The sequence below is a fragment of the Psychrosphaera sp. 1_MG-2023 genome (genome assembly GCF_030548245.1).
GTDB classification, from domain to species: domain Bacteria; phylum Pseudomonadota; class Gammaproteobacteria; order Enterobacterales; family Alteromonadaceae; genus Psychrosphaera; species Psychrosphaera algicola.
In genome coordinates this window covers 196,786-215,079 of sequence record NZ_JAUORW010000001.1, presented here as the reverse complement: position 1 = coordinate 215,079, position 18,294 = coordinate 196,786, and the positions used below count along the sequence as shown (strand labels likewise).

21 protein-coding genes are annotated in these 18,294 nt (G+C 38.8%); 12 read left to right on the top strand and 9 right to left on the bottom strand.

The window, feature by feature from the left end; translation table 11 throughout:
- Positions 1-509: 509 nt before the first annotated feature.
- From Q4575_RS00815 to Q4575_RS00790, 6 genes are read left to right on the top strand one after another with little or no spacing between them, the layout of a single operon-like run.
- Positions 510-899: an ACT domain-containing protein gene (locus Q4575_RS00815; RefSeq protein ID WP_215962861.1), complete on the top strand. Its 390-nt coding sequence runs from the start codon at positions 510-512 to the stop codon at positions 897-899.
- A gap of 7 nt (positions 900-906) precedes the next feature.
- Positions 907-1,398, top strand: coding sequence for a PTS glucose transporter subunit IIA (locus Q4575_RS00810; RefSeq protein WP_272179600.1), 492 nt, complete (start codon positions 907-909; stop codon positions 1,396-1,398).
- Between the two features lie 7 nt (positions 1,399-1,405).
- On the top strand, positions 1,406-1,762 hold the full coding sequence (locus Q4575_RS00805; protein ID WP_303521022.1) for an ArsC family reductase: 357 nt from the start codon (positions 1,406-1,408) through the stop codon (positions 1,760-1,762).
- A gap of 1 nt (position 1,763) precedes the next feature.
- A complete protein-coding gene (gene dapE / locus Q4575_RS00800) occupies positions 1,764-2,900 on the top strand; it encodes a succinyl-diaminopimelate desuccinylase (RefSeq protein WP_215962859.1) in 1,137 nt (378 codons plus the stop codon).
- Between the two features lie 20 nt (positions 2,901-2,920).
- The gene (locus Q4575_RS00795; protein WP_215962858.1) at positions 2,921-3,601 is read left to right on the top strand and encodes a M15 family metallopeptidase; all 681 of its coding nucleotides are present in this window, start codon (positions 2,921-2,923) and stop codon (positions 3,599-3,601) included.
- Entirely contained in the window at positions 3,601-3,792 is a 192-nt protein-coding gene (locus Q4575_RS00790) for a DUF2897 family protein (RefSeq protein WP_215962857.1), read from the top strand. The genes Q4575_RS00795 and Q4575_RS00790 overlap by 1 nt, the downstream gene beginning before the upstream one ends.
- Here Q4575_RS00790 and Q4575_RS00785 read toward each other — a convergent pair.
- The 6 genes from Q4575_RS00785 to bioB are packed head-to-tail and all read right to left on the bottom strand — an operon-like array spanning position 3,776 to position 8,742.
- Positions 3,776-4,312, bottom strand: a complete 537-nt coding sequence (locus Q4575_RS00785) for a YaeQ family protein (protein ID WP_303521020.1) — start codon at positions 4,310-4,312, stop codon at positions 3,776-3,778. The genes Q4575_RS00790 and Q4575_RS00785 overlap by 17 nt on opposite strands.
- 2 nt (positions 4,313-4,314) lie before the next feature.
- Positions 4,315-5,031: an ABC transporter permease gene (locus Q4575_RS00780; RefSeq protein ID WP_303521019.1), complete on the bottom strand. Its 717-nt coding sequence runs from the start codon at positions 5,029-5,031 to the stop codon at positions 4,315-4,317.
- Complete coding sequence (bioD, locus tag Q4575_RS00775; RefSeq protein WP_303521018.1) at positions 5,028-5,699, bottom strand: dethiobiotin synthase; 672 nt, start codon at positions 5,697-5,699, stop codon at positions 5,028-5,030. The genes Q4575_RS00780 and bioD overlap by 4 nt, the downstream gene beginning before the upstream one ends.
- 5 nt (positions 5,700-5,704) lie before the next feature.
- Positions 5,705-6,508: a methyltransferase domain-containing protein gene (locus tag Q4575_RS00770; RefSeq protein WP_303521017.1), complete on the bottom strand. Its 804-nt coding sequence runs from the start codon at positions 6,506-6,508 to the stop codon at positions 5,705-5,707.
- Complete coding sequence (locus Q4575_RS00765) at positions 6,501-7,691, bottom strand: 8-amino-7-oxononanoate synthase (protein ID WP_303521016.1); 1,191 nt, start codon at positions 7,689-7,691, stop codon at positions 6,501-6,503. The genes Q4575_RS00770 and Q4575_RS00765 overlap by 8 nt, the downstream gene beginning before the upstream one ends.
- Before the next feature lie 4 nt (positions 7,692-7,695).
- Positions 7,696-8,742, bottom strand: coding sequence for a biotin synthase BioB (gene bioB / locus Q4575_RS00760; protein ID WP_215962852.1), 1,047 nt, complete (start codon positions 8,740-8,742; stop codon positions 7,696-7,698).
- A gap of 110 nt (positions 8,743-8,852) precedes the next feature.
- Between bioB and bioA the strand changes: the two genes are divergently transcribed.
- Entirely contained in the window at positions 8,853-10,175 is a 1,323-nt protein-coding gene (gene bioA / locus Q4575_RS00755) for an adenosylmethionine--8-amino-7-oxononanoate transaminase (RefSeq protein WP_303521014.1), read from the top strand.
- 69 nt (positions 10,176-10,244) lie between these two features.
- Here the strand turns inward: bioA and Q4575_RS00750 are convergent, their stop codons facing one another.
- Positions 10,245-10,595: a hypothetical protein gene (locus Q4575_RS00750; RefSeq protein WP_215962850.1), complete on the bottom strand. Its 351-nt coding sequence runs from the start codon at positions 10,593-10,595 to the stop codon at positions 10,245-10,247.
- Between the two features lie 336 nt (positions 10,596-10,931).
- On the opposite strand from Q4575_RS00750, the gene asnS reads away from it, so the two are divergent.
- From asnS to pssA, 5 genes are all read left to right on the top strand, one after another.
- Positions 10,932-12,329 (top strand): asparagine--tRNA ligase, encoded by a 1,398-nt coding sequence (asnS, locus tag Q4575_RS00745; RefSeq protein ID WP_215962849.1) that lies wholly within the window; start codon positions 10,932-10,934, stop codon positions 12,327-12,329.
- Positions 12,330-12,410: 81 nt separating this feature from the next.
- Positions 12,411-12,848, top strand: coding sequence for a DUF3010 family protein (locus Q4575_RS00740; protein ID WP_215962848.1), 438 nt, complete (start codon positions 12,411-12,413; stop codon positions 12,846-12,848).
- 16 nt (positions 12,849-12,864) lie between these two features.
- Positions 12,865-13,245: a response regulator gene (locus tag Q4575_RS00735; RefSeq protein ID WP_215962847.1), complete on the top strand. Its 381-nt coding sequence runs from the start codon at positions 12,865-12,867 to the stop codon at positions 13,243-13,245.
- 107 nt (positions 13,246-13,352) lie between these two features.
- Positions 13,353-14,060, top strand: a complete 708-nt coding sequence (gene pepE, locus Q4575_RS00730; protein ID WP_215962846.1) for a dipeptidase PepE — start codon at positions 13,353-13,355, stop codon at positions 14,058-14,060.
- A 40-nt stretch (positions 14,061-14,100) separates the two neighbouring features.
- Positions 14,101-15,423, top strand: a complete 1,323-nt coding sequence (pssA, locus tag Q4575_RS00725) for a CDP-diacylglycerol--serine O-phosphatidyltransferase (protein ID WP_215962845.1) — start codon at positions 14,101-14,103, stop codon at positions 15,421-15,423.
- 174 nt (positions 15,424-15,597) lie between these two features.
- Here the strand turns inward: pssA and Q4575_RS00720 are convergent, their stop codons facing one another.
- Complete coding sequence (locus Q4575_RS00720; protein ID WP_215962844.1) at positions 15,598-16,098, bottom strand: RNA methyltransferase; 501 nt, start codon at positions 16,096-16,098, stop codon at positions 15,598-15,600.
- Between the two features lie 78 nt (positions 16,099-16,176).
- Complete coding sequence (locus Q4575_RS00715) at positions 16,177-18,192, bottom strand: FAD-dependent oxidoreductase (RefSeq protein WP_215962843.1); 2,016 nt, start codon at positions 18,190-18,192, stop codon at positions 16,177-16,179.
- Positions 18,193-18,294: the final 102 nt, after the last annotated feature.

The window sequence follows — 18,294 nt, the reverse complement described above, 5'->3', positions numbered from 1 at the left end:
CTCAACACCGTCAAAATACAAAATGGACATTATCACTGGATAATCAATTTTTGCGCTATTTATCAGCTATCTAAGTACCATATTTTTATCTAAATGTTATTTACAAGTTATCCACAAGTGAATTTAAAAACACCGACTTATCCACTATTTACATCAAGTTTATACTTGCTTTTGTTGTCTATTTGTTCATAGGTTAAAAGCCAGGACCAAAACCGATTACTTAAGCAACTATGTACGTATATTATTTGTCCGGTGACAATATTTAACCACTTGTTAATACACATTGTTATCAATAACTTACAGACTACAACAGAGTTACTCAACAGAGTTATCCACACAATCTGTGGAAAAGTATTAAGCACAGTTGATAACTGTGTAAATAAACAGGAGTTTAACAACGTTGTAGAAAATAACGTTAGACTATTTTAAAGGTTTTAGACTGCTTTTTTGTTTAAAGCATAGTAATATAAAAGGCATCGGTTACTAGATCGAATAAGGATATCGGCTTCATGCCTAAACAAACATTACACCTTCTAGACGGAGAGTTTTCAGTACACAGTTTCGTACCAGAAACGCCGGTACCTCAAGTCGTTTTGCAATCAGATATCTTTTTTATAGGTAAAACTGCAGACGAGTTATCTATTGTTTGCTCTTCTGATTTAAAATTAGAGAGCGACGAGCAAGAGGATGGCTGGAAGAGTTTAGAAGTTATAGGGCCATTGGGATTTTCATTGACAGGGATTTTGTCAGACATTAGCGGCGTGCTCTCTGCTGCTGATATCAGCATATTCGTAATTTCAACATTCGATACTGACTACATTTTAGTTAAAAGTAAAAATGTTGAAGCCGCGATTATTCATCTCGAAAAAGCCGGCTACAAAATAAGGGCTGAGATTTAGTAAAACCATGATTGGTCAATCCAGTAAAATAGAATTTAAACAAGGGGCCACTGTAACTGGGGTACAAATTCCTGCTCCTATATCGGGGAAAGTCTCCAGAATTTCATGCCCATTAGTCAACCAATTAGGGTGTGGCGTAAGTATTACTCCGACGACAAGTCAAGTAACCGCACCGTTTAATGCCCATGTGATTGCTATTGATATCTCAATCGGCCAGATCGTTTTACAAGCAAAAAACAAGCTTAAACTAGCTATTCAGTTGCCTTTTGAATACAAACAAAACTTGGGCCTAGGCATTAAGATTTTAGTTAAATTGGGTCAAGCGGTAACCCTTGATCAACCATTAATGGAACTTAACCTTTATAAGATGAGTCACAACTCAACACCGACCCATCTTTATATCTTTTGGTTAAATGCTCAAACGATAAAACGAATAGTCGTACCAAGAACTCACGTCGAGCATGGTGCAGACCCTTTATTTACCTTAGTGACAGAATAAATAAACTATGAATACAACAACTATGTTTGGTATTAAGAACTGCGATACCATAAAAAAAGCGCAAAAATGGCTAACCACACAAGACATCTCTTTTACATTTCACGACTACCGCAAAGACGGCATCGAACACCAATGGCTTGTTAATGTATGTAAAGAACTTGGTTGGCAAAATGTATTAAACAAACGTGGTACAACTTTTCGACAACTTGACGATTCGACAAAAGAAGCCATGGACGAATCATTAGCAATTAAATGTATGCTAGACGCTCCAGCGATGATTAAACGCCCTATTTTATATACCAACGGTAATTATTACCTGGGTTTTAAACAAACTGATTACGAAACACTTTTTGGCAAATCTTAATATGCAAATATCTCCAACAATTGAATTAACTCAACAACTTATAAGTCGCGAGTCTGTAACTCCAGAAGATGCAGGCTGCCAACAGTTAATGGCTTCTCGTCTTGAAAAATTAGGTTTTAATATCGAATCGATGTTTTATGTCGACACATTAAATATGTGGGCACGAAAAGGCACAGAAGCGCCGGTGTTCTGTTTTGCAGGGCACACCGATGTTGTACCGACAGGAGATGTTAAAAACTGGTCTACGCCACCTTTTGAACCTGTTATCAAGGACGGTCATATTTTTGGTCGTGGTGCAGCAGACATGAAAGGCAGTTTAGCGGCTATGGTTGTCGCAACAGAAAATTTTGTCAAAGCTCACCCAGATCATAAAGGCTCTATCGCTTTTTTAATTACAAGTGATGAAGAAGGTCCATTCATCAACGGCACGATGAAAGTCATTGAAACGTTAGAAGCCCGAAATGAAAAGATTGATATGTGCATTGTTGGTGAACCTTCTAGTACCAACTATTGTGGAGATATCGTGAAAAATGGCCGTCGGGGGTCTTTAACAGGCGATTTAACGGTTAAAGGTGTGCAAGGCCATGTCGCTTATCCGCACCTTGCTGAAAACCCTATTCATAAAGTGTCGCAATCTATTTTCCAATTGACGCAAACACAATGGGATCTTGGCAATGATTTTTTCCCACCTACGAGTTTTCAAATATCAAATATCAATTCTGGCACTGGCGCTGGGAATGTTATCCCTGGCGATGTTGAAATCATGTTCAATTTTAGATATTCAACTGAAGTGACCGCTGAACAACTTGTTCATCAAGTTGAAACATTGTTTAACGATAATGAACTTAACTACGAGTTAAAATGGACATATAACGGTCTACCGTTTTTAACAGACGAAGGTACGTTAGTCGATGCTGTTAACATAGCAGTTGAAGAAGTTACCGGGAAAAAGCCACAACTACTAACGACAGGAGGCACGTCCGATGGTCGTTTCATTGCCCCTACTGGCGCGCAAGTCGTTGAATTAGGCCCATGTAATGCGACGATACATAAAGTAGACGAATCTGTTGCTATCGCAGATTTAGATCAACTAACTGAAATGTATTTTAAAGTTTTAGAAAATGCCCTATTACCATAATTTAGGAAAATAATTAGTTAATGAAAAAATTGGATCTAACCGGCAAGGACACCGCTAATATAATCTTTCAATCAAATGGCGTCGCAATACATAGCGACGTTATAGAGCCTTATAATGCCTTACAAACTGCAGCATTTGATGCCGGTTTCGACATGCAGATTGCATCAGGATTTAGAGACTTTGAAAGACAGTTAAAAATATGGAACGGCAAATATTTAGGTATGATCCCAATTTTTGATGACAATCAAATACAACTTGACGTTGATACCCTTGAACCCTTCGAGCGAATAAAAGCTATTTTGAGGTTTTCAGCGCTTCCTGGCGCGAGTCGTCATCATTGGGGCACTGATTTTGACTATTACGATAAATCTACTTTTGATCAAACGTTGGGGCTTAAATTGGTAAGTTCTGAATATCAGGGCGACGGACCGTTTGCTAATTTACACCAATGGCTACTAAAAAATGCTGAAAACTTTGGCTTCCATTTCCCTTATCTAAACCACAATGGCGGTATTGCCGAAGAACCTTGGCACATGTCTTATTACCCGCTATCTTCAGGCTATTTGGAATTACTTGAGTCGGAACCAAAGATATTGTTCGATTTGATCATAAATGAAGATATAGCTGGCAAAACCACGATACTTAGGAATTTTGAGCATATACTTGATTATTATATTTTGAACGTAAATCGAGTAGAGTAATGTCAGGATTTGCAATTGTAATTATTGTAATCGCGCTTGGTATGATAGTCGGCAACATTATGCTGTTAAAACATTCCGCAAAATTTTCAATGAAGAACCTAAAACAGGAGCCCATTGAAAATTCGAAAAAATCAGATGAGAAATCATCTGAGCATACAAAGGTTAACGATAAACCTACAGATGAGTTGTAGGGGAAAAAGACAAGCTTTCACCCGCAACCGTTAAGTACACAGTACCATCTTGAATCGTGACTTGAATAGCCATGGTACGCTGCAATGCTGCAACAAGTTGTTGTCCGATGGTAGAAGGTACAGTCACAACCGAAATGTTATCTTTAACGCTAATTTTATTCTTTTGCTTAGCCCAAAACTCGTTAAAAAAGCCGTCCTCGTAAGCATAGATAGCCATTTTATTCGATTGGTTACTGCCTTTTTTCACTCGAGATTCTGACGGTTGGCCTAACGCAATCCAAAGTTCAATAACATCAGACATGTCTTTTTGCCATAAGTCAGGCTCATCTGTGTCACTTAACCCTTTGGTAAACTCGAGTGTTTCTGACGCATTTAAAATAAAGGCTAATAAGCGTAACATCATGCGCTCACTTGTTTCTGATGGATGTTTTGCAACCGTCAGTTGGTGGTCATTATAATAATTTCGATCTAGGTCAGTAATAGACACATCAAATTTATAAATCGTTGCTTTTAAAGCCATAGTCAGTTTTTACTCTTCAAATAAGACAGGTTGGTTTTAGCCAACAAATACATAAATACAAATACCGTTAACCCGGTTGCTGAAAAAACCATGGTCATTACCAAAATTTGATACCGGGCAGCAATGTATGGTTCTACGCCGGAAAGTATTTGACCGGTCATCATACCTGGCAAGGATACAACGCCGACTGCCAACATGGAATTGATTACTGGGATCATAGCGGCTTTTATCGCAATATTTTTAGCCGAAGCTACTGTGTGATATTCAAGTTCAGCAACAAATCGCTCCAACGCAAGGCTAATCGCGGTCATACTGCTACTAAATAGCATACCACCAAGTGGGATCAAATATTGTGGGTTATACCAAGGTTCAATTCTCAAAACCCCCTGAGTTATAAAAATCAGAACAAGGCCGCTGCCTATTAATATAGATATTAAAGCGTGGCGAAATAACACAACCGTTTTAGTTTTAACAACATTAAGAGCAAGCCAACTTGCTATCAACATCATTAAAAATATCAACAAAGTGATAAATAGAGGGGACGCTTGTTGAAACACCCATAACAGCGCATAACCGACGACCATAAGTTGCAATAACATACGAGCAATAGAGATAGTGGGCCCGGTCACCGGCATTTTAGAGCGGTACATGAGAAACAAAACAACGCTAACAGGAACAAATGATAGCGCCACGTCAATCAGTTCAATTTGTTGAGTCACAAAAGCGTCCGTTGGTTTTTTTGGATTTCAAACAACTTTGAAATATTAAAGCGTTTAGTCAGTTGAGTTTGCAAATACTCTACGTTTTTTCGCCCGATATCTGTTTCACCATCTATAAAGTTAGCAACCCACCCAATAACTGCGCCACCTGAATTTATTATCGACTCCGCAGTTAACAGCGCATGATTTAAACACCCGAGTTTAATACCTACCACCAATAAAACAGGTAATTTTTCATTAACGACCCATTCAGACATCAGCTTTTCATTATTAAGGGGAAGGTGCCAGCCCCCTGCTCCTTCTATTAAAGTGTACTCCGCTCCAGGAACTTTTGAACTAAGCAACGAAAGCAGCGATGCATCTAAAACCTTATTCTCAAGCTCTGCTGCAATATGAGGTGCTATGGGCTGTTGATATAATATGGGATTTATTTGATCTAACGAGTACACTTTGTTACACGCTAACCAAAGATGATAAGCATCTTCATTTACCGCTTTGCCGTTAACCACCAATGATGGCTCAACACCAGCTGCGACAGGCTTAAATGGAAAAACCGAGTGACCACTGTGGATTAAGGCTTTTACTATTAAAGCACTGCAATAGGTTTTACCTACTTCTGTATCTGTACCAGTGACAAAAAACCGTGTCGGTAATTTAGCAAAATCCATAAACGCTATTTCTCCAACGTTATATAAACAACCTGATAGGTTGCGGGGATTGAATTGTCGCTACCACAATTATGTTGATATGCTTGTTCCATTTTTACCCATTTGTTTTTGGTCACTAAACCTTTGTTCTTACGATCTTTTACAAAATTAGCACCAAGTAACTTTAATTCTTTTGCAAGTGATAAAACAGAATCAAATTTTAACGATATAGTTGCCAATTCTGCATTAGTTTTTTTCCAATCACTTGAGTTAACGATCCGCTCGATGTCTTCAAAAGTCGAATATTGATGAATATGGGTATCGTTATCAACAGCAGACCAAGCTTGTTCCAATTCAATTAACGTACCGCTTACTAAAGTAGAAATAACGGCTTGTCCGCCAGGTCTTAATATTTGGTGTATCTCACTTAAAACGGTTTCGATATTGCACCACTGGATCATCAAACTTGAAAAAACCAAATCAAAGCAATTTGGTTGTAAAGGCAACTTATGACTATCACTTTGTATCTTAACGCCCGACGATGGATTTGTTTCTAACATGGATTTTGATAAATCAAGACTGATAAGTTGTGTTGTTAACAATTCTAACTCAGGCGCAAATAAACCCGGGCCGCACCCCAAATCCAAAATGCGTTTATATTTTTTGTTAGCTATCTTAGATAAACAAGTTTGCCCAACTCTTTGTTGTAACTGGGCTCCGCAACGATACGTTTGCGCTGAATTTGAAAAGCAAATCTGGATCTTTTCTCGCTGAGACAATTGTTGAAACGTATCTTGCGCTATAAGTTGCGATTCAAATTGCTTAGTCATATGTACTTTCTACTAAGCTTTTTACAAGAAAATCGATATCGTCATGGGTATGATCAGTTGTCAGTGTTAAACGCAATCGAGCAGCGCCTTTAGCAACAGTAGGATAACGAATCGCGGTGAGCCAAATTCCCTTTTGTTTTAATTGCTCAGAAACCGACAAAGCCACTTTCTCATCACCAATCCAAATAGGTTGGATTGCAGAGCCACTTGGCATCACGGTTCTGTTTGCGTTTTTCATTTTGGTTTTAAAATAGGCAATGTTGCTGTGTAACTTCTCTCTACGCCAATCTTCACTTACCATTTTCTTTAAATTCTCACTAACCAAATAGGTTTGCATTGGCGATAGATGCGTCGAATAAATAAACTCTTTTGAGTAGTTAGTAAAATAATCAATATATAATTGCGGAGCAATGACGGCAGCCCCTTGTGCACCGACGCCTTTACCAAAGGTAACCACTAAAATGTCAATGTCACTAAAGGATAAATTCTGTTCTGCTAAACTACCTATCCCATGTGGTCCTAATACACCTATCCCATGTGCATCATCGACCATTACAAGACTACCTGCTCGACGAGCAACTTGAGATAAACCAGACAAATCTGGCGCATCACCATCCATACTAAAAATGCCTTCGGTTACCGTCAAACATCGAGTTTCATGTGCGTTTTTAGCCGTAAGAAGTTGCTCTAAACTAGAATTGTCATTGTGTTTGAATCGCCATTGTTTGCAATAGCCTTGACCCTGCGAATTACTGCCAGATTCTAATAAGGACGCATGATTCAGCTTATCCTGAATCAGTAACGCGTTACCACGCGAGCTATTAAATAACGCTTTAATGACACCCATATTGGCGGCAAATCCAGAGCTAAATAACAAACAACCAAAATCAATAGGCGCTTTGACCAGTTGCAACAACTGTTGCTCTAAATCGCGATGAATTTGATGGTAACCGGTAACTAAAGGACTCGCCATCGCACCGCTAAATAGACTAGTCTTAGCTGACGATAATATCTGATTTGAATCAGCTGCTAGGCCTAAGTAATCGTTCGTCGCAAAGTTTAAATAATGCGAACCTTCGACTTCTATCAGCCTAGCGCTTTTAGGATTAACAAGTTGCGTTTTACGCAGCAAGCCAGACCGTTCTCGTTCAGCCAGCTGCTCCGCCACATACTGATGAAACATCGTATTACGCTTCGTAAAACATTTCTTTTTCAGCTGGTTTAGTCTGATCACTGATCTGTTCTAACAACGCAGCTTCTTTAGTTTCGTCTGAATAGTCTTTAGTTTGTTCAGAGTTAATCCCTAATTTTTGGAACAATTTGCGGTCAAAATGTTCATCGGGGTTTGCTGTTGTTAGTAATTTACAACCATAAAATATCGAGTTTGCCCCAGCCATAAAGCACATCGCTTGCATTTGTTCATTCATGCCTTCACGTCCAGCAGACAAACGAACAAACGATTTAGGCATCATAATGCGCGCAACTGCAATTGTGCGAACAAATTCAAAAGAGTCTAAATCATCCACTGAATCAAGTGGCGTACCTTCCACTTTAACCAACATATTAATTGGTACGCTTTCAGGATGGTGAGGCAAGTTTGCTAGCGCCATTAATAAGCCATGACGGTCTTTTTCAGACTCACCCAAGCCAACTATACCGCCAGAACAGACATTCATACCGGCAGTTCTAACATTATCAAGAGTTTCTAAACGGTCTTCATAAGTACGAGTCGTAATGATATCGCCATAATATTCAGGAGAGGTATCTAGGTTATGGTTATAGTAATCGAGGCCCGCTTCTTTTAATGCTAACGCTTGTTCTTTTGTAAGCATTCCGAGAGTCATGCAGGTTTCTAAACCTAGCTTTTTTACACCTTTAACCATTTCAATTACATAAGGCATGTCACGGTCTTTAGGGTTACGCCACGCAGCGCCCATACAAAAACGAGTAGAACCAATCTCTTTTGCTTCTTCAGCTCGTTTTAGGACTTTTTCAACTTCCATCAAGCGTTCTTTTTCAAGTCCCGTAGAATAACGCGCACTTTGTGGGCAGTATTTACAATCTTCTGGGCAAGCACCCGTCTTAATTGACAATAAAGTGCTTACTTGGACATAATTTGGATCAAAATGTTCACGATGAACAAGCTGTGCTTTAAACATCAAGTCGTTAAATGGCATTTCAAACAAGCGTTTTACTTCTTCGTGAGACCAATCGTGGCGTATTTCTGCAGACATAATTTAATCCAAATAATCAAAAATTGATGAATTTTAAAAGTCGGTAGTCTATCCTGCGCAAATAATAAGTCAATTTAAGACTTACACAAAAGTTTACAAGTGAACAATTTATGACCACAAAGACTGTAAAAAGTGATATACCTACCCAAAGTGTCGATTCAACATTTGATTTAAATCATGTATGGCATCCATATACCTCGTTAAAAGATCCGTTACCGTGTTATCCCGTAAAGCGAGCGGAAGGTGTGTATATAGAATTAGAAGACGGCACCAAGCTAATTGATGGCATGTCCTCATGGTGGTCAGTAATTCATGGCTATAACCACCCTATTTTAAACAAAGCCGTAACCGAACAATTAGCAGATATGAGCCATGTTATGTTTGGTGGCTTAACCCATAAACCCGCCATTGATTTGTGCAAGAAGCTTGTTCATTTAACACCCGCTGGACTTGATAAAGTATTTTTAGCAGACAGTGGTTCTGTTGCAGTTGAAGTTGCCTTAAAAATGGCGATTCAAGCACAGTTAGGGAGAGGATTTAAAAACAGAAATAGATTTATTACCATTAAAAACGGATATCACGGTGATACGTTTGGCGCAATGTCCGTTTGTGATCCAGATAATTCGATGCATAGCTTATATACCGGTATTTTACCGCAACATTATTTTGTTTCAGCACCGACTATAAAACCCCATCAAGTATTTGATAATGCAGATATGGCTGAACTTGTTGACACACTAGAAAAACATCATTTAGAAATTGCTGCATTTATATTAGAACCAATAGTACAAGGTGCTGGGGGGATGAAATTTTATCATCCTGAGTACCTCTCTTTAATCCGTCAAATTTGTAATAAATACGGCATATTGCTTATTGCTGATGAAATAGCCACTGGCTTCGGCCGCACGGGTAAAATGTTTGCCTGTGAACATGCCAATATTTCCCCTGACATCATGTGTGTTGGTAAAGCGATAACCGGCGGTTATATGAGCTTAGCGGCAACAATTTGTACAACGGAAGTCGCAAATGATATTGGAAAGTGTGAGGCTGGCGTTATCATGCATGGCCCTACTTTTATGGCCAATCCCCTTGCCTGCGCTGTTGCAAATGCCAGTTTGGCTTTGTTAAGTCAATATGATTGGCAATCTAATGTTAAGAACATAGAAACCCTACTCCGTTCAAACTTAAGTACTTTAGCAGATTTAGATCACGTTGAAGATGTCAGGGTGTTTGGCGCAATTGGGGTAATAGAGATGTGTCAAAATGTCGACGTCGCGACGATACAAAAACAATTTATTGAACATAATTTGTGGATTAGACCATTTGGACGTCTTATTTACGTTATGCCTCAGTATGTGATCACAGATGAACAACTCACTGCACTAACCGATGGCTTAAATAGCGTAATCCGCGGGCTCGAAGTTAAAGGTTAGATTGACACGCTGGCCGTTTAGGCCAGCGCACGGGACAAACAGAGCGTCACTTAATTGTTGTATTTTTGTTTACGTATTCGTAGCGAATAAAAATGCAGCGACGATGAGCACTAAAAAAACCAAATTGTAACGTCTGTGGTCACTCGCTCGTTTAGATCGTCGTTGATTGATAAACAGCGTTAACATACTTATCGCAACGTTAAAATATAAGGTAATAAGCAGCCAATGTTTAAGTGATGCAACCCATACTGTTCTAACTGGCACATCATGGAACATCGCTGTTAAATAAAACACTTCGGGACGGGCATAGTGAAATAGCCCCAATGCAGCGACAAATACCATCCAAGATATAAGGTTAAGCACATTCAACATTATACTTAAATTATCAGGGCCCTTGCGGCGATTTTTACCATCCCACATTTTTACTCAACTTTAACTTGTGTACTCTAATCATAGTAACAACTTTATTCATAATTAGTAGACGGCCTCTATTATGCGCTTTATTTAGTAATTAGGTAAATTAATGGCAATCTGACAAAACAAAAACTTAACTACCAGAACCTAATTTAAGAAAGAGTACGTTATTTAATTAACACACTAATTCGTAAGATAGCTATTTCTGTGCCAATACCGTATTAGTTTGGCAAATAAATAAAAATTGCTAACTTATATCGGTTTTAAGTCTTGTATCTCAACTTGAACAAAGTAAAATTGGCCCCCACTTGAACATTATTGAAACTTCTGAAAACGAAAAATATGTCACATCAAACTGTAAAATCATTATTAGCTGGCGATACAAAAGCTGGCGAGACCGTAACCGTAAAAGGTTGGATAAGAACGAAACGTGACTCAAAAGCAGGGATCTCGTTTTTGGCTGTACACGATGGTTCGTGTTTTGATCCAATTCAGGCAGTAGTTCCAAACGAATTACCAAATTATAACGATGTGACAAAGTTAACAACAAGTTGTTCAGTTGCAGTTACCGGTACGTTGGTGCAATCTGAAGGTGCGGGTCAAAACCTAGAGATTCAAGCTGAGACAGTAGAGATCATTGGCTGGGTAGAAAACCCAGACACATATCCAATGTCAGCGAAACGTCATTCTATTGAATACTTACGTGAACATGCTCATTTACGTCCACGTACTAATATTATTGGTGCAGTTGCGCGTGTTCGTAATTGCTTGTCACAAGCAATACACAGATTTTTCCACGAACAGGGTTATTATTGGATATCCACACCAATAATTACTGCGTCTGATTGTGAAGGTGCTGGGGAAATGTTTCGCGTTTCAACATTAGACATGGTTAACACACCATTAACTGACGAAGGCACAGTGGATTACAGCCAAGACTTTTTTGGTAAAGAGGCGTATTTAACCGTTTCTGGCCAATTAAATGGCGAAACGTATGCCTGTGCTTTAAGTAAAATATATACGTTCGGACCAACATTCAGAGCGGAAAATTCTAATACAAGTCGTCATTTAGCTGAATTTTGGATGATTGAACCTGAAGTGGCATTTGCTGATTTAGGTGATATTGCGCAACTAGCTGAAGATTTACTTAAATATGTTGCAAACGCGGTATTGACCGAGTTGCCAGACGATATGCAATTTTTTGCACAGCGTGTTGAAAAAACAGCGATTAGCCGCCTAGAAGCGTTGGTAACAAGTGATTTTGTTCGAATGAACTACACAGACGCTATTGAAATTTTGCAAAACTGTGGCAAGAAATTTGAGTTCCCTGTTGAATGGGGTATTGATTTATCTTCAGAGCATGAGCGCTACTTAGCTGAAGAGCATATTGGTGCTCCTATTATTATGCAAAACTACCCTCGTGACATTAAAGCGTTTTATATGCGACAAAATGACGACGGTAAAACGGTTGCTGCTATGGATGTCTTAGCACCAGGTATCGGTGAAATAATTGGCGGTTCTCAACGTGAAGAACGTTTGGACGTTTTTGATGCTCGATTAGAAGAAATGGGCTTAGATAAAGAAGACTACAGCTGGTATCGCGATTTACGCCGTTACGGTTCAGTACCGCATTCAGGGTTTGGTCTTGGCTTTGAGCGCCTAGTTGCTTATGTTACTGGCATGCAAAACGTAAGAGATGTTATCGCATTTCCACGTGCGCCTGGTACAGCAAACTTTTAACAAAAACACAAAAATGGTCCTGCTTTCTAAGTTGGGCCATTTTTAATAGTTACTTAAATTTATTATTAAACTGGAAATATTATGAACATACTTGGCGTTGAGTTAAACAACAAAGAAGCCGTTATTTGTATTATTAGCTTCGAACATGGGTTGTTTAACGTCAAAGAATGTCGAACTCGCGGTATCGGTACTAATACGCCTGAGACTAGCGAAGGCATGCAGCACTTTCAGTTTCAATTTAAAAAGTTAATTGAAGACTACAAGATAGATAAAATAGTAATTAAACAAAGACATACTCGAGGCAAGTTTGCCGGAAGTTCAAATAGCTTTAAAATGGAAGCCGCCATTCAATTAATTGAAGGCGCTAATGTCGAGTTAATTACAAATAACGAAATAAAAGATAACTTAAAACATAATCCTATGGAATATTCCATGAAGGATCTTGAGTTAAGACAATTTCAAGAACAAGCTTTTTACACTGCGTACACCTACGCTTTAAGTTTAAATAAGAGCGAATAATAATAACGAGCATAATATGCAAATAAAGGTTTTGGTTGTTGATGATGTAGCAGACATTTTGCACCTCTTCAAACACCTTCTGAATCAATTAGGCTATCAGGACATAACCTTAGTAAGCACCGGGAAAGAAGCTTTAGAAATAATCCAAAATGAACAATTTGATTTGGCGTTTTTGGATATTGAATTACCTGATTTGTGCGGGACTGTCATTCTAGACCAGATCCAAGCAAGCGACAGCAATACAGATGTTGTCATGTGCTCCGCCCATAATTCGGTAGAAAACGTTAAATTAACTTGGGATAAAGGCGCAAAAGGGTTTTTAACGAAACCGATTTCGCCCCATAAACTTAAAAATTTACTCAAACGACTTAATCTCGAGACTGTGCAAGTTGCTTAATTGCAAATTATTACAGCGATTATGACTTCTATATGTGTCGCACTTATTCGACTTTTAGCGACACATATGACATGTTTTAGTCCTTAGGCGTTGAAGATGGAATATATATGAATGCCCTATTATTAAGTGCCTCAAAAGAAGGCAATACTGAATACTTGGAACATGCTTTACCCATAATTTCAGAATTTTTAGCTGACCGTACAATAGTTAATGCTGTATTTATTCCGTTTGCTGGCGTCACAATTAGTTATGGTGAATATACGACTAAGGTTAAACAAGCGTTAGCTTCATTGCCTTTTTCGATTAAGGGTATTCACGAGTTTAATGATTACCAACAGGCGTTAAAAGATGCTGACGTGATCATCGTTGGCGGTGGAAATACGTTCGAGTTGTTAAATCAGTTATACAATCATGATTTACTAGATGTCATCCAACAATCTGTTGAAAGACATACTTACTATATTGGCTGGAGCGCAGGTTCAAATATTGCCGGACAATCAATCAAAACTACCAATGACATGCCAATAGTGCAACCTCAGTCATTTACGGCACTTAATTTAGTGCCTTTTCAACTAAACCCTCATTACACCGATTTTCAGCCTCCAGGCCACAACGGTGAAACGCGACAAATGAGAATTGAAGAATTTATGGTATTGAACCCTCTCGCAACGATTGTCGGCATCCAAGAAGGAAGTGCACTACAACTAAATGGACATTCTCTATCACTTAAAGGCAATAAAGACGCTTTTATATTTAAGTCTGGCGATAAGACCATTGTTCAACCGCAACAAGATCTTTCAGAGTTGTTAAAGTGAAAGTTTGTTTTCTAATTTTATTACTTGAAGAGTAAAGCTGTTGTTATTTGAGACAAAACCAATTGCACTAGATGTTGGCGACATTAACATCTTAGATTCAGCCAAATCATACCTTAGTGCGTTACTAGAGCACATTTCAAGAGCTGAAAAACGGATCTACATTACCGCGTTGTATCTGCAAGATGATGACGCAGGTAAAATCATTTTAGATGCGCTATATCAGGCCAAACAACTTCGTCCTAAGCTTAATATTAATATATTTGTAGACGCTCACCGAGCTCAGAGAGGACTAATTGGCGAAAAACAACAACTTGGTAACCGCGCACTTTACCTTAAGCTCGCACAACAATATGGCGATACCATTAATATTTATGGCGTAGCGGTCAAAAATAAAGAACTATTTGGTGTGTTACATCTCAAAGGCATGGTATTTGATGATCATGTACTTTATACCGGCGCGAGCATTAATGATGTTTATTGTCATCAACATGACAAATACCGCCTTGATAGATATTACATTTTAAACTCCAAGTCATTAGCCGATAGCTTCTGCCAATACTTAGATACTGTATTTATCGATTCTGCATTAGCCCCAAAGCTTAATATCGAATATTACCCAGACCTTCAAACTCGCAAAACAATTGTTCAAAAGTTAAGAAAGTTATTGGCAGTTACGCAATATAAAACAAAACAATATCGACCTTTAAATTGTGAACTTACCGTTAAACCGCTTGTTGGGTTTGGAGCTAGAAATAATCAACTAAATAAGCATATAAGAAAGACAATACAACGCTCTGTCGATAAGGTTGTTATATTTACCCCTTATTTTAATATGCCAAAAGTATTAGTCCGTGATCTTGCAAAAGCGTTACGACGTGGCGTTAATGTTGAAATTACCGTCGGCGATAAAACTGCAAATGACTTTTATATCGAAGATCCTGACAAGTTTTCAACCATTGGCGCGATACCCTATTTATATGAAATTTTGTTGGTTCGATTTGTTAAAAAGTGGCAGAAATACATTTTGTCTGGGCAATTAACCATCCGCCTATGGAAACATGACAAAAATAGCTATCATCTAAAAGGCATTATTTCTGATAGTAGATACCACTTAATTACGGGCAGTAATGTAAACCCAAGAGCATGGGCATTAGACCTTGAAAATGGTTTACTCATTGACGATAAAAACGGAGTTTTGACCGAACAGGTCGAAAACGAACTTGCCCAAATTTATCAACATACAACGGTTGTTAAATCGGTTACAGAATTACAATCTTTGCGTGACTATCCACAAAAACCACAAAAGTTAATTAAAAAGCTGCGGTTAACTCAAATTGATAGGTTGTTAAAACGACTTCTTTAATGACTAACAAAAATGTGCTTTAACACAATCATGCGATTAAAGAGTCGGTCAAAATAGGTACATTTGAGAGCTGAACTTAAAAAGCGATAACTCATTTTTAGCAAAACTAGTTATCGCTTTTTGGTACTAAGGTAAGGTCGATTGAGTTCGGCGCTAATCTAGTACTTTAGAGAACTATTTGACCGCTAAGCGATTATTGACATCCCTACTTTGCTTAATCAAAGAGGTATGGTCAATATCCTGAGTTGATTTAGAAAATCGATCGTACAACAACACATTGACCGTTGCGGCTAAATTCAAACTGCCTTTAGTTGGAATATAAACAACAGCGTCTGCTTGGTCGACCCACTCTTGCTTTACCGAACTATCTTCTGGACCTAATAAGTAAAATGCTTTTGGCGGGTGATTAAATTCGTTTAAAGGAATCGCCCCTTCAACCAATTCAATGCAGATTAGTGGTACTTCTTTCGGTTTTTCCGCAAAAAAATCGTCAACATGAACAAGTCCAATATCAGCCGATATATTTTGTGTATCGGTATGAAATTTTTTCGCAATATCATACCGATTCCCAGTATAAAGTACCTTATCCGCGCCAAAACAACCTACGGCCCGCATTACACCACCCACATTGGTTGGGCTCTTTGGGTTGGTCAAACATATGGTTACATCTGTCATAAAAACTCTAATTACAAAAAAATTGCGCGCAGTTTACCATGAGCTTATTGTAATTCTAACCCACCTAACACCAACAATTTAAATCGTCGACGCTAATTCGGCGCCCTGGCGTATCGCTCGTTTTGCATCTAGTTCTGACGCATAACTCGCACCGCCAATTATTTCGACATCTGCTCCAAGTGCTTTTAGTTCATCTGCAAGCGTCGTATTACTTAATTGACCCGCACATACAATGACATTATCCACATCGAGAATACGTGTTTCTCCATCGATAATAATTTCTAAACCTTCTTCGGTAAGTGCTTTGTATTCTACACCGGCCATCATATCGACCCCAGAACGTTTCAGTTCCATTCGGTGTACCCAACCAGACGTTTTCCCTAAACCAGCTCCAACTTTAGTATTTTTACGTTGCATTAAGTATATTTTACGAGTTGGCTGGTCTTCTTTTTGCTTTTTAATCGCTCCACGTTCCGAATAATCGGTATCTACGCCCCAATAGGCTAACCAATGTTCCAAATCTAATGTATGTGATTTAGGTTGCGTAAGTGCACATGCTACATCAAAACCGATACCGCCAGCGCCTATAATCGCAACGTTTTTGCCAACAGGTTTATGATGCTTAAGGACATCTAAATAACCAAGAACCTTGTCTGAGTCAAAACCTGGAATTGGCAGTTTTCGTGGGGTTATACCGGTCGCAATTACGATTTTGTCAAAGTCACCAGCAACTAACGATTCCGCGTCTTTTGTTTGACCTAAATGCAAATGCACACCGAGTTGCTTTAATCGATTTTCAAAGTAACGAATCGTTTCATAAAATTCTTCTTTACCTGGAATGGTCTTGGCGATATTAAACTGACCACCGATAGATTGTTCAGCGTCAAATAAATGGATCTCGTGACCTCGTTCAGCCGCATAACACGCAAACGCCATACCCGCCGGACCCGCTCCGACTACAGCCAATTTTTTCGGTTCGACAACCGTCTTAAATAGTAATTCGGTTTCATAGCCAGCAACTGGATTTACTAAACACGTTGCCCTTTGACGTTGAAAAACATGATCTAAACAACCTTGGTTACAGGCGATACACGTATTTATCTGATCACTGTTATTTTCTTTGGCTTTATTAACAAAATCGGCATCCGCTAAAAAGGGTCGAGCCATCGAAACCATATCCGCTTGACCAGAGGATAATATTTGTTCCGCAACTTCAGGCGTATTAATTCTGTTGGTGGTGATTACAGGAATACTGACTTGTTGCTTAATGCGTTCTGTTATCCACGTAAAGGCTTTACGGGGCACGGAGGTTACAATTGTTGGTATTCGAGCTTCATGCCATCCAATACCGGTATTAAGTATAGTTACTCCGGCGGTTTCTAATAGCTTCGCTAATTTGACCACTTCGTCAAAAGTAGAGCCTTCATCAACTAGGTCCAACATGGACAATCGGAAGATAATAATAAAGTCAGGGCCTACTTTTTCTCGTGTTTGACGAACAATGTCTAATGCCAAACGCGTTCGATTTTCAAAGCTCCCTCCCCAGTCATCCGTTCGCTTATTGGTCTTCGGAGCAATAAATTGATTTATCAAGTACCCTTCCGAACCCATAATTTCCACCCCATCATAGCCGGCCTTTTGTGCTAGATAGGCGCAATTAACAAAGTCATTAATGGTCTTTTTAATACCACGTTCTGATAATGCCTTAGGTTTAAATGGAGAAATTGGTGATTTTATTGCAGACGCACTTACATTAAACGGATGGTAGGCGTATCGGCCAGTATGTAAGATTTGAAGACAGATCTTACCGCCTTCTTGATGAACCGCATTTGTAATTTTTTTATGTTTGTTTACATGCCAGAAGAAACTGAGTTGCGACCCTTTGGGTTCAACACGACCAGCAAAATTAGGCGCAATGCCGCCAGTAACTATGAGACCTACACCACCTTTAGCTCGCGCTTGATAAAAAGCAGCAAGCTTATCAAATCCATTTTTTTCTTCCTCAAGCCCCATATGCATGGAGCCCATCAATACTCTATTTTTTAAAGTGGTAAATCCAAGGTCTAATGGTTCAAAAATGTGTGGAAATGACATGTTGTAAAACCCTTTTTATAATTATGGTATTACTCTACCCAACAACTGGTCGGACTTCAACTGTATATTTTGTTACAAGGTTTCCCTAAATACCTACTGAAA

Excerpts from the sequence above, each read along its gene's own strand:
- dapE (WP_215962859.1), top strand. The coding sequence starts at position 1,764 with ATGCAAATATCTCCAACAATTGAATTAACTCAACAACTTATAAGTCGC.
- Q4575_RS00815 (WP_215962861.1), top strand. The coding sequence starts at position 510 with ATGCCTAAACAAACATTACACCTTCTAGACGGAGAGTTTTCAGTACAC.
- Q4575_RS00715 (WP_215962843.1), bottom strand. The coding sequence starts at position 18,192 with ATGTCATTTCCACACATTTTTGAACCATTAGACCTTGGATTTACCACT.
- Q4575_RS00765 (WP_303521016.1), bottom strand. The coding sequence starts at position 7,691 with ATGTTTCATCAGTATGTGGCGGAGCAGCTGGCTGAACGAGAACGGTCT.
- Q4575_RS00750 (WP_215962850.1), bottom strand. The coding sequence starts at position 10,595 with ATGTGGGATGGTAAAAATCGCCGCAAGGGCCCTGATAATTTAAGTATA.
- Q4575_RS00735 (WP_215962847.1), top strand. The coding sequence starts at position 12,865 with ATGCAAATAAAGGTTTTGGTTGTTGATGATGTAGCAGACATTTTGCAC.
- Q4575_RS00740 (WP_215962848.1), top strand. The coding sequence starts at position 12,411 with ATGAACATACTTGGCGTTGAGTTAAACAACAAAGAAGCCGTTATTTGT.
- Q4575_RS00805 (WP_303521022.1), top strand. The coding sequence starts at position 1,406 with ATGAATACAACAACTATGTTTGGTATTAAGAACTGCGATACCATAAAA.
- asnS (WP_215962849.1), top strand. The coding sequence starts at position 10,932 with ATGTCACATCAAACTGTAAAATCATTATTAGCTGGCGATACAAAAGCT.
- Q4575_RS00785 (WP_303521020.1), bottom strand. The coding sequence starts at position 4,312 with ATGGCTTTAAAAGCAACGATTTATAAATTTGATGTGTCTATTACTGAC.
- Q4575_RS00770 (WP_303521017.1), bottom strand. The coding sequence starts at position 6,508 with ATGACTAAGCAATTTGAATCGCAACTTATAGCGCAAGATACGTTTCAA.
- Q4575_RS00795 (WP_215962858.1), top strand. The coding sequence starts at position 2,921 with ATGAAAAAATTGGATCTAACCGGCAAGGACACCGCTAATATAATCTTT.
- bioD (WP_303521018.1), bottom strand. The coding sequence starts at position 5,699 with ATGGATTTTGCTAAATTACCGACACGGTTTTTTGTCACTGGTACAGAT.
- Q4575_RS00810 (WP_272179600.1), top strand. The coding sequence starts at position 907 with ATGATTGGTCAATCCAGTAAAATAGAATTTAAACAAGGGGCCACTGTA.
- Q4575_RS00790 (WP_215962857.1), top strand. The coding sequence starts at position 3,601 with ATGTCAGGATTTGCAATTGTAATTATTGTAATCGCGCTTGGTATGATA.
- pepE (WP_215962846.1), top strand. The coding sequence starts at position 13,353 with ATGAATGCCCTATTATTAAGTGCCTCAAAAGAAGGCAATACTGAATAC.
- bioB (WP_215962852.1), bottom strand. The coding sequence starts at position 8,742 with ATGTCTGCAGAAATACGCCACGATTGGTCTCACGAAGAAGTAAAACGC.
- Q4575_RS00720 (WP_215962844.1), bottom strand. The coding sequence starts at position 16,098 with ATGACAGATGTAACCATATGTTTGACCAACCCAAAGAGCCCAACCAAT.
- bioA (WP_303521014.1), top strand. The coding sequence starts at position 8,853 with ATGACCACAAAGACTGTAAAAAGTGATATACCTACCCAAAGTGTCGAT.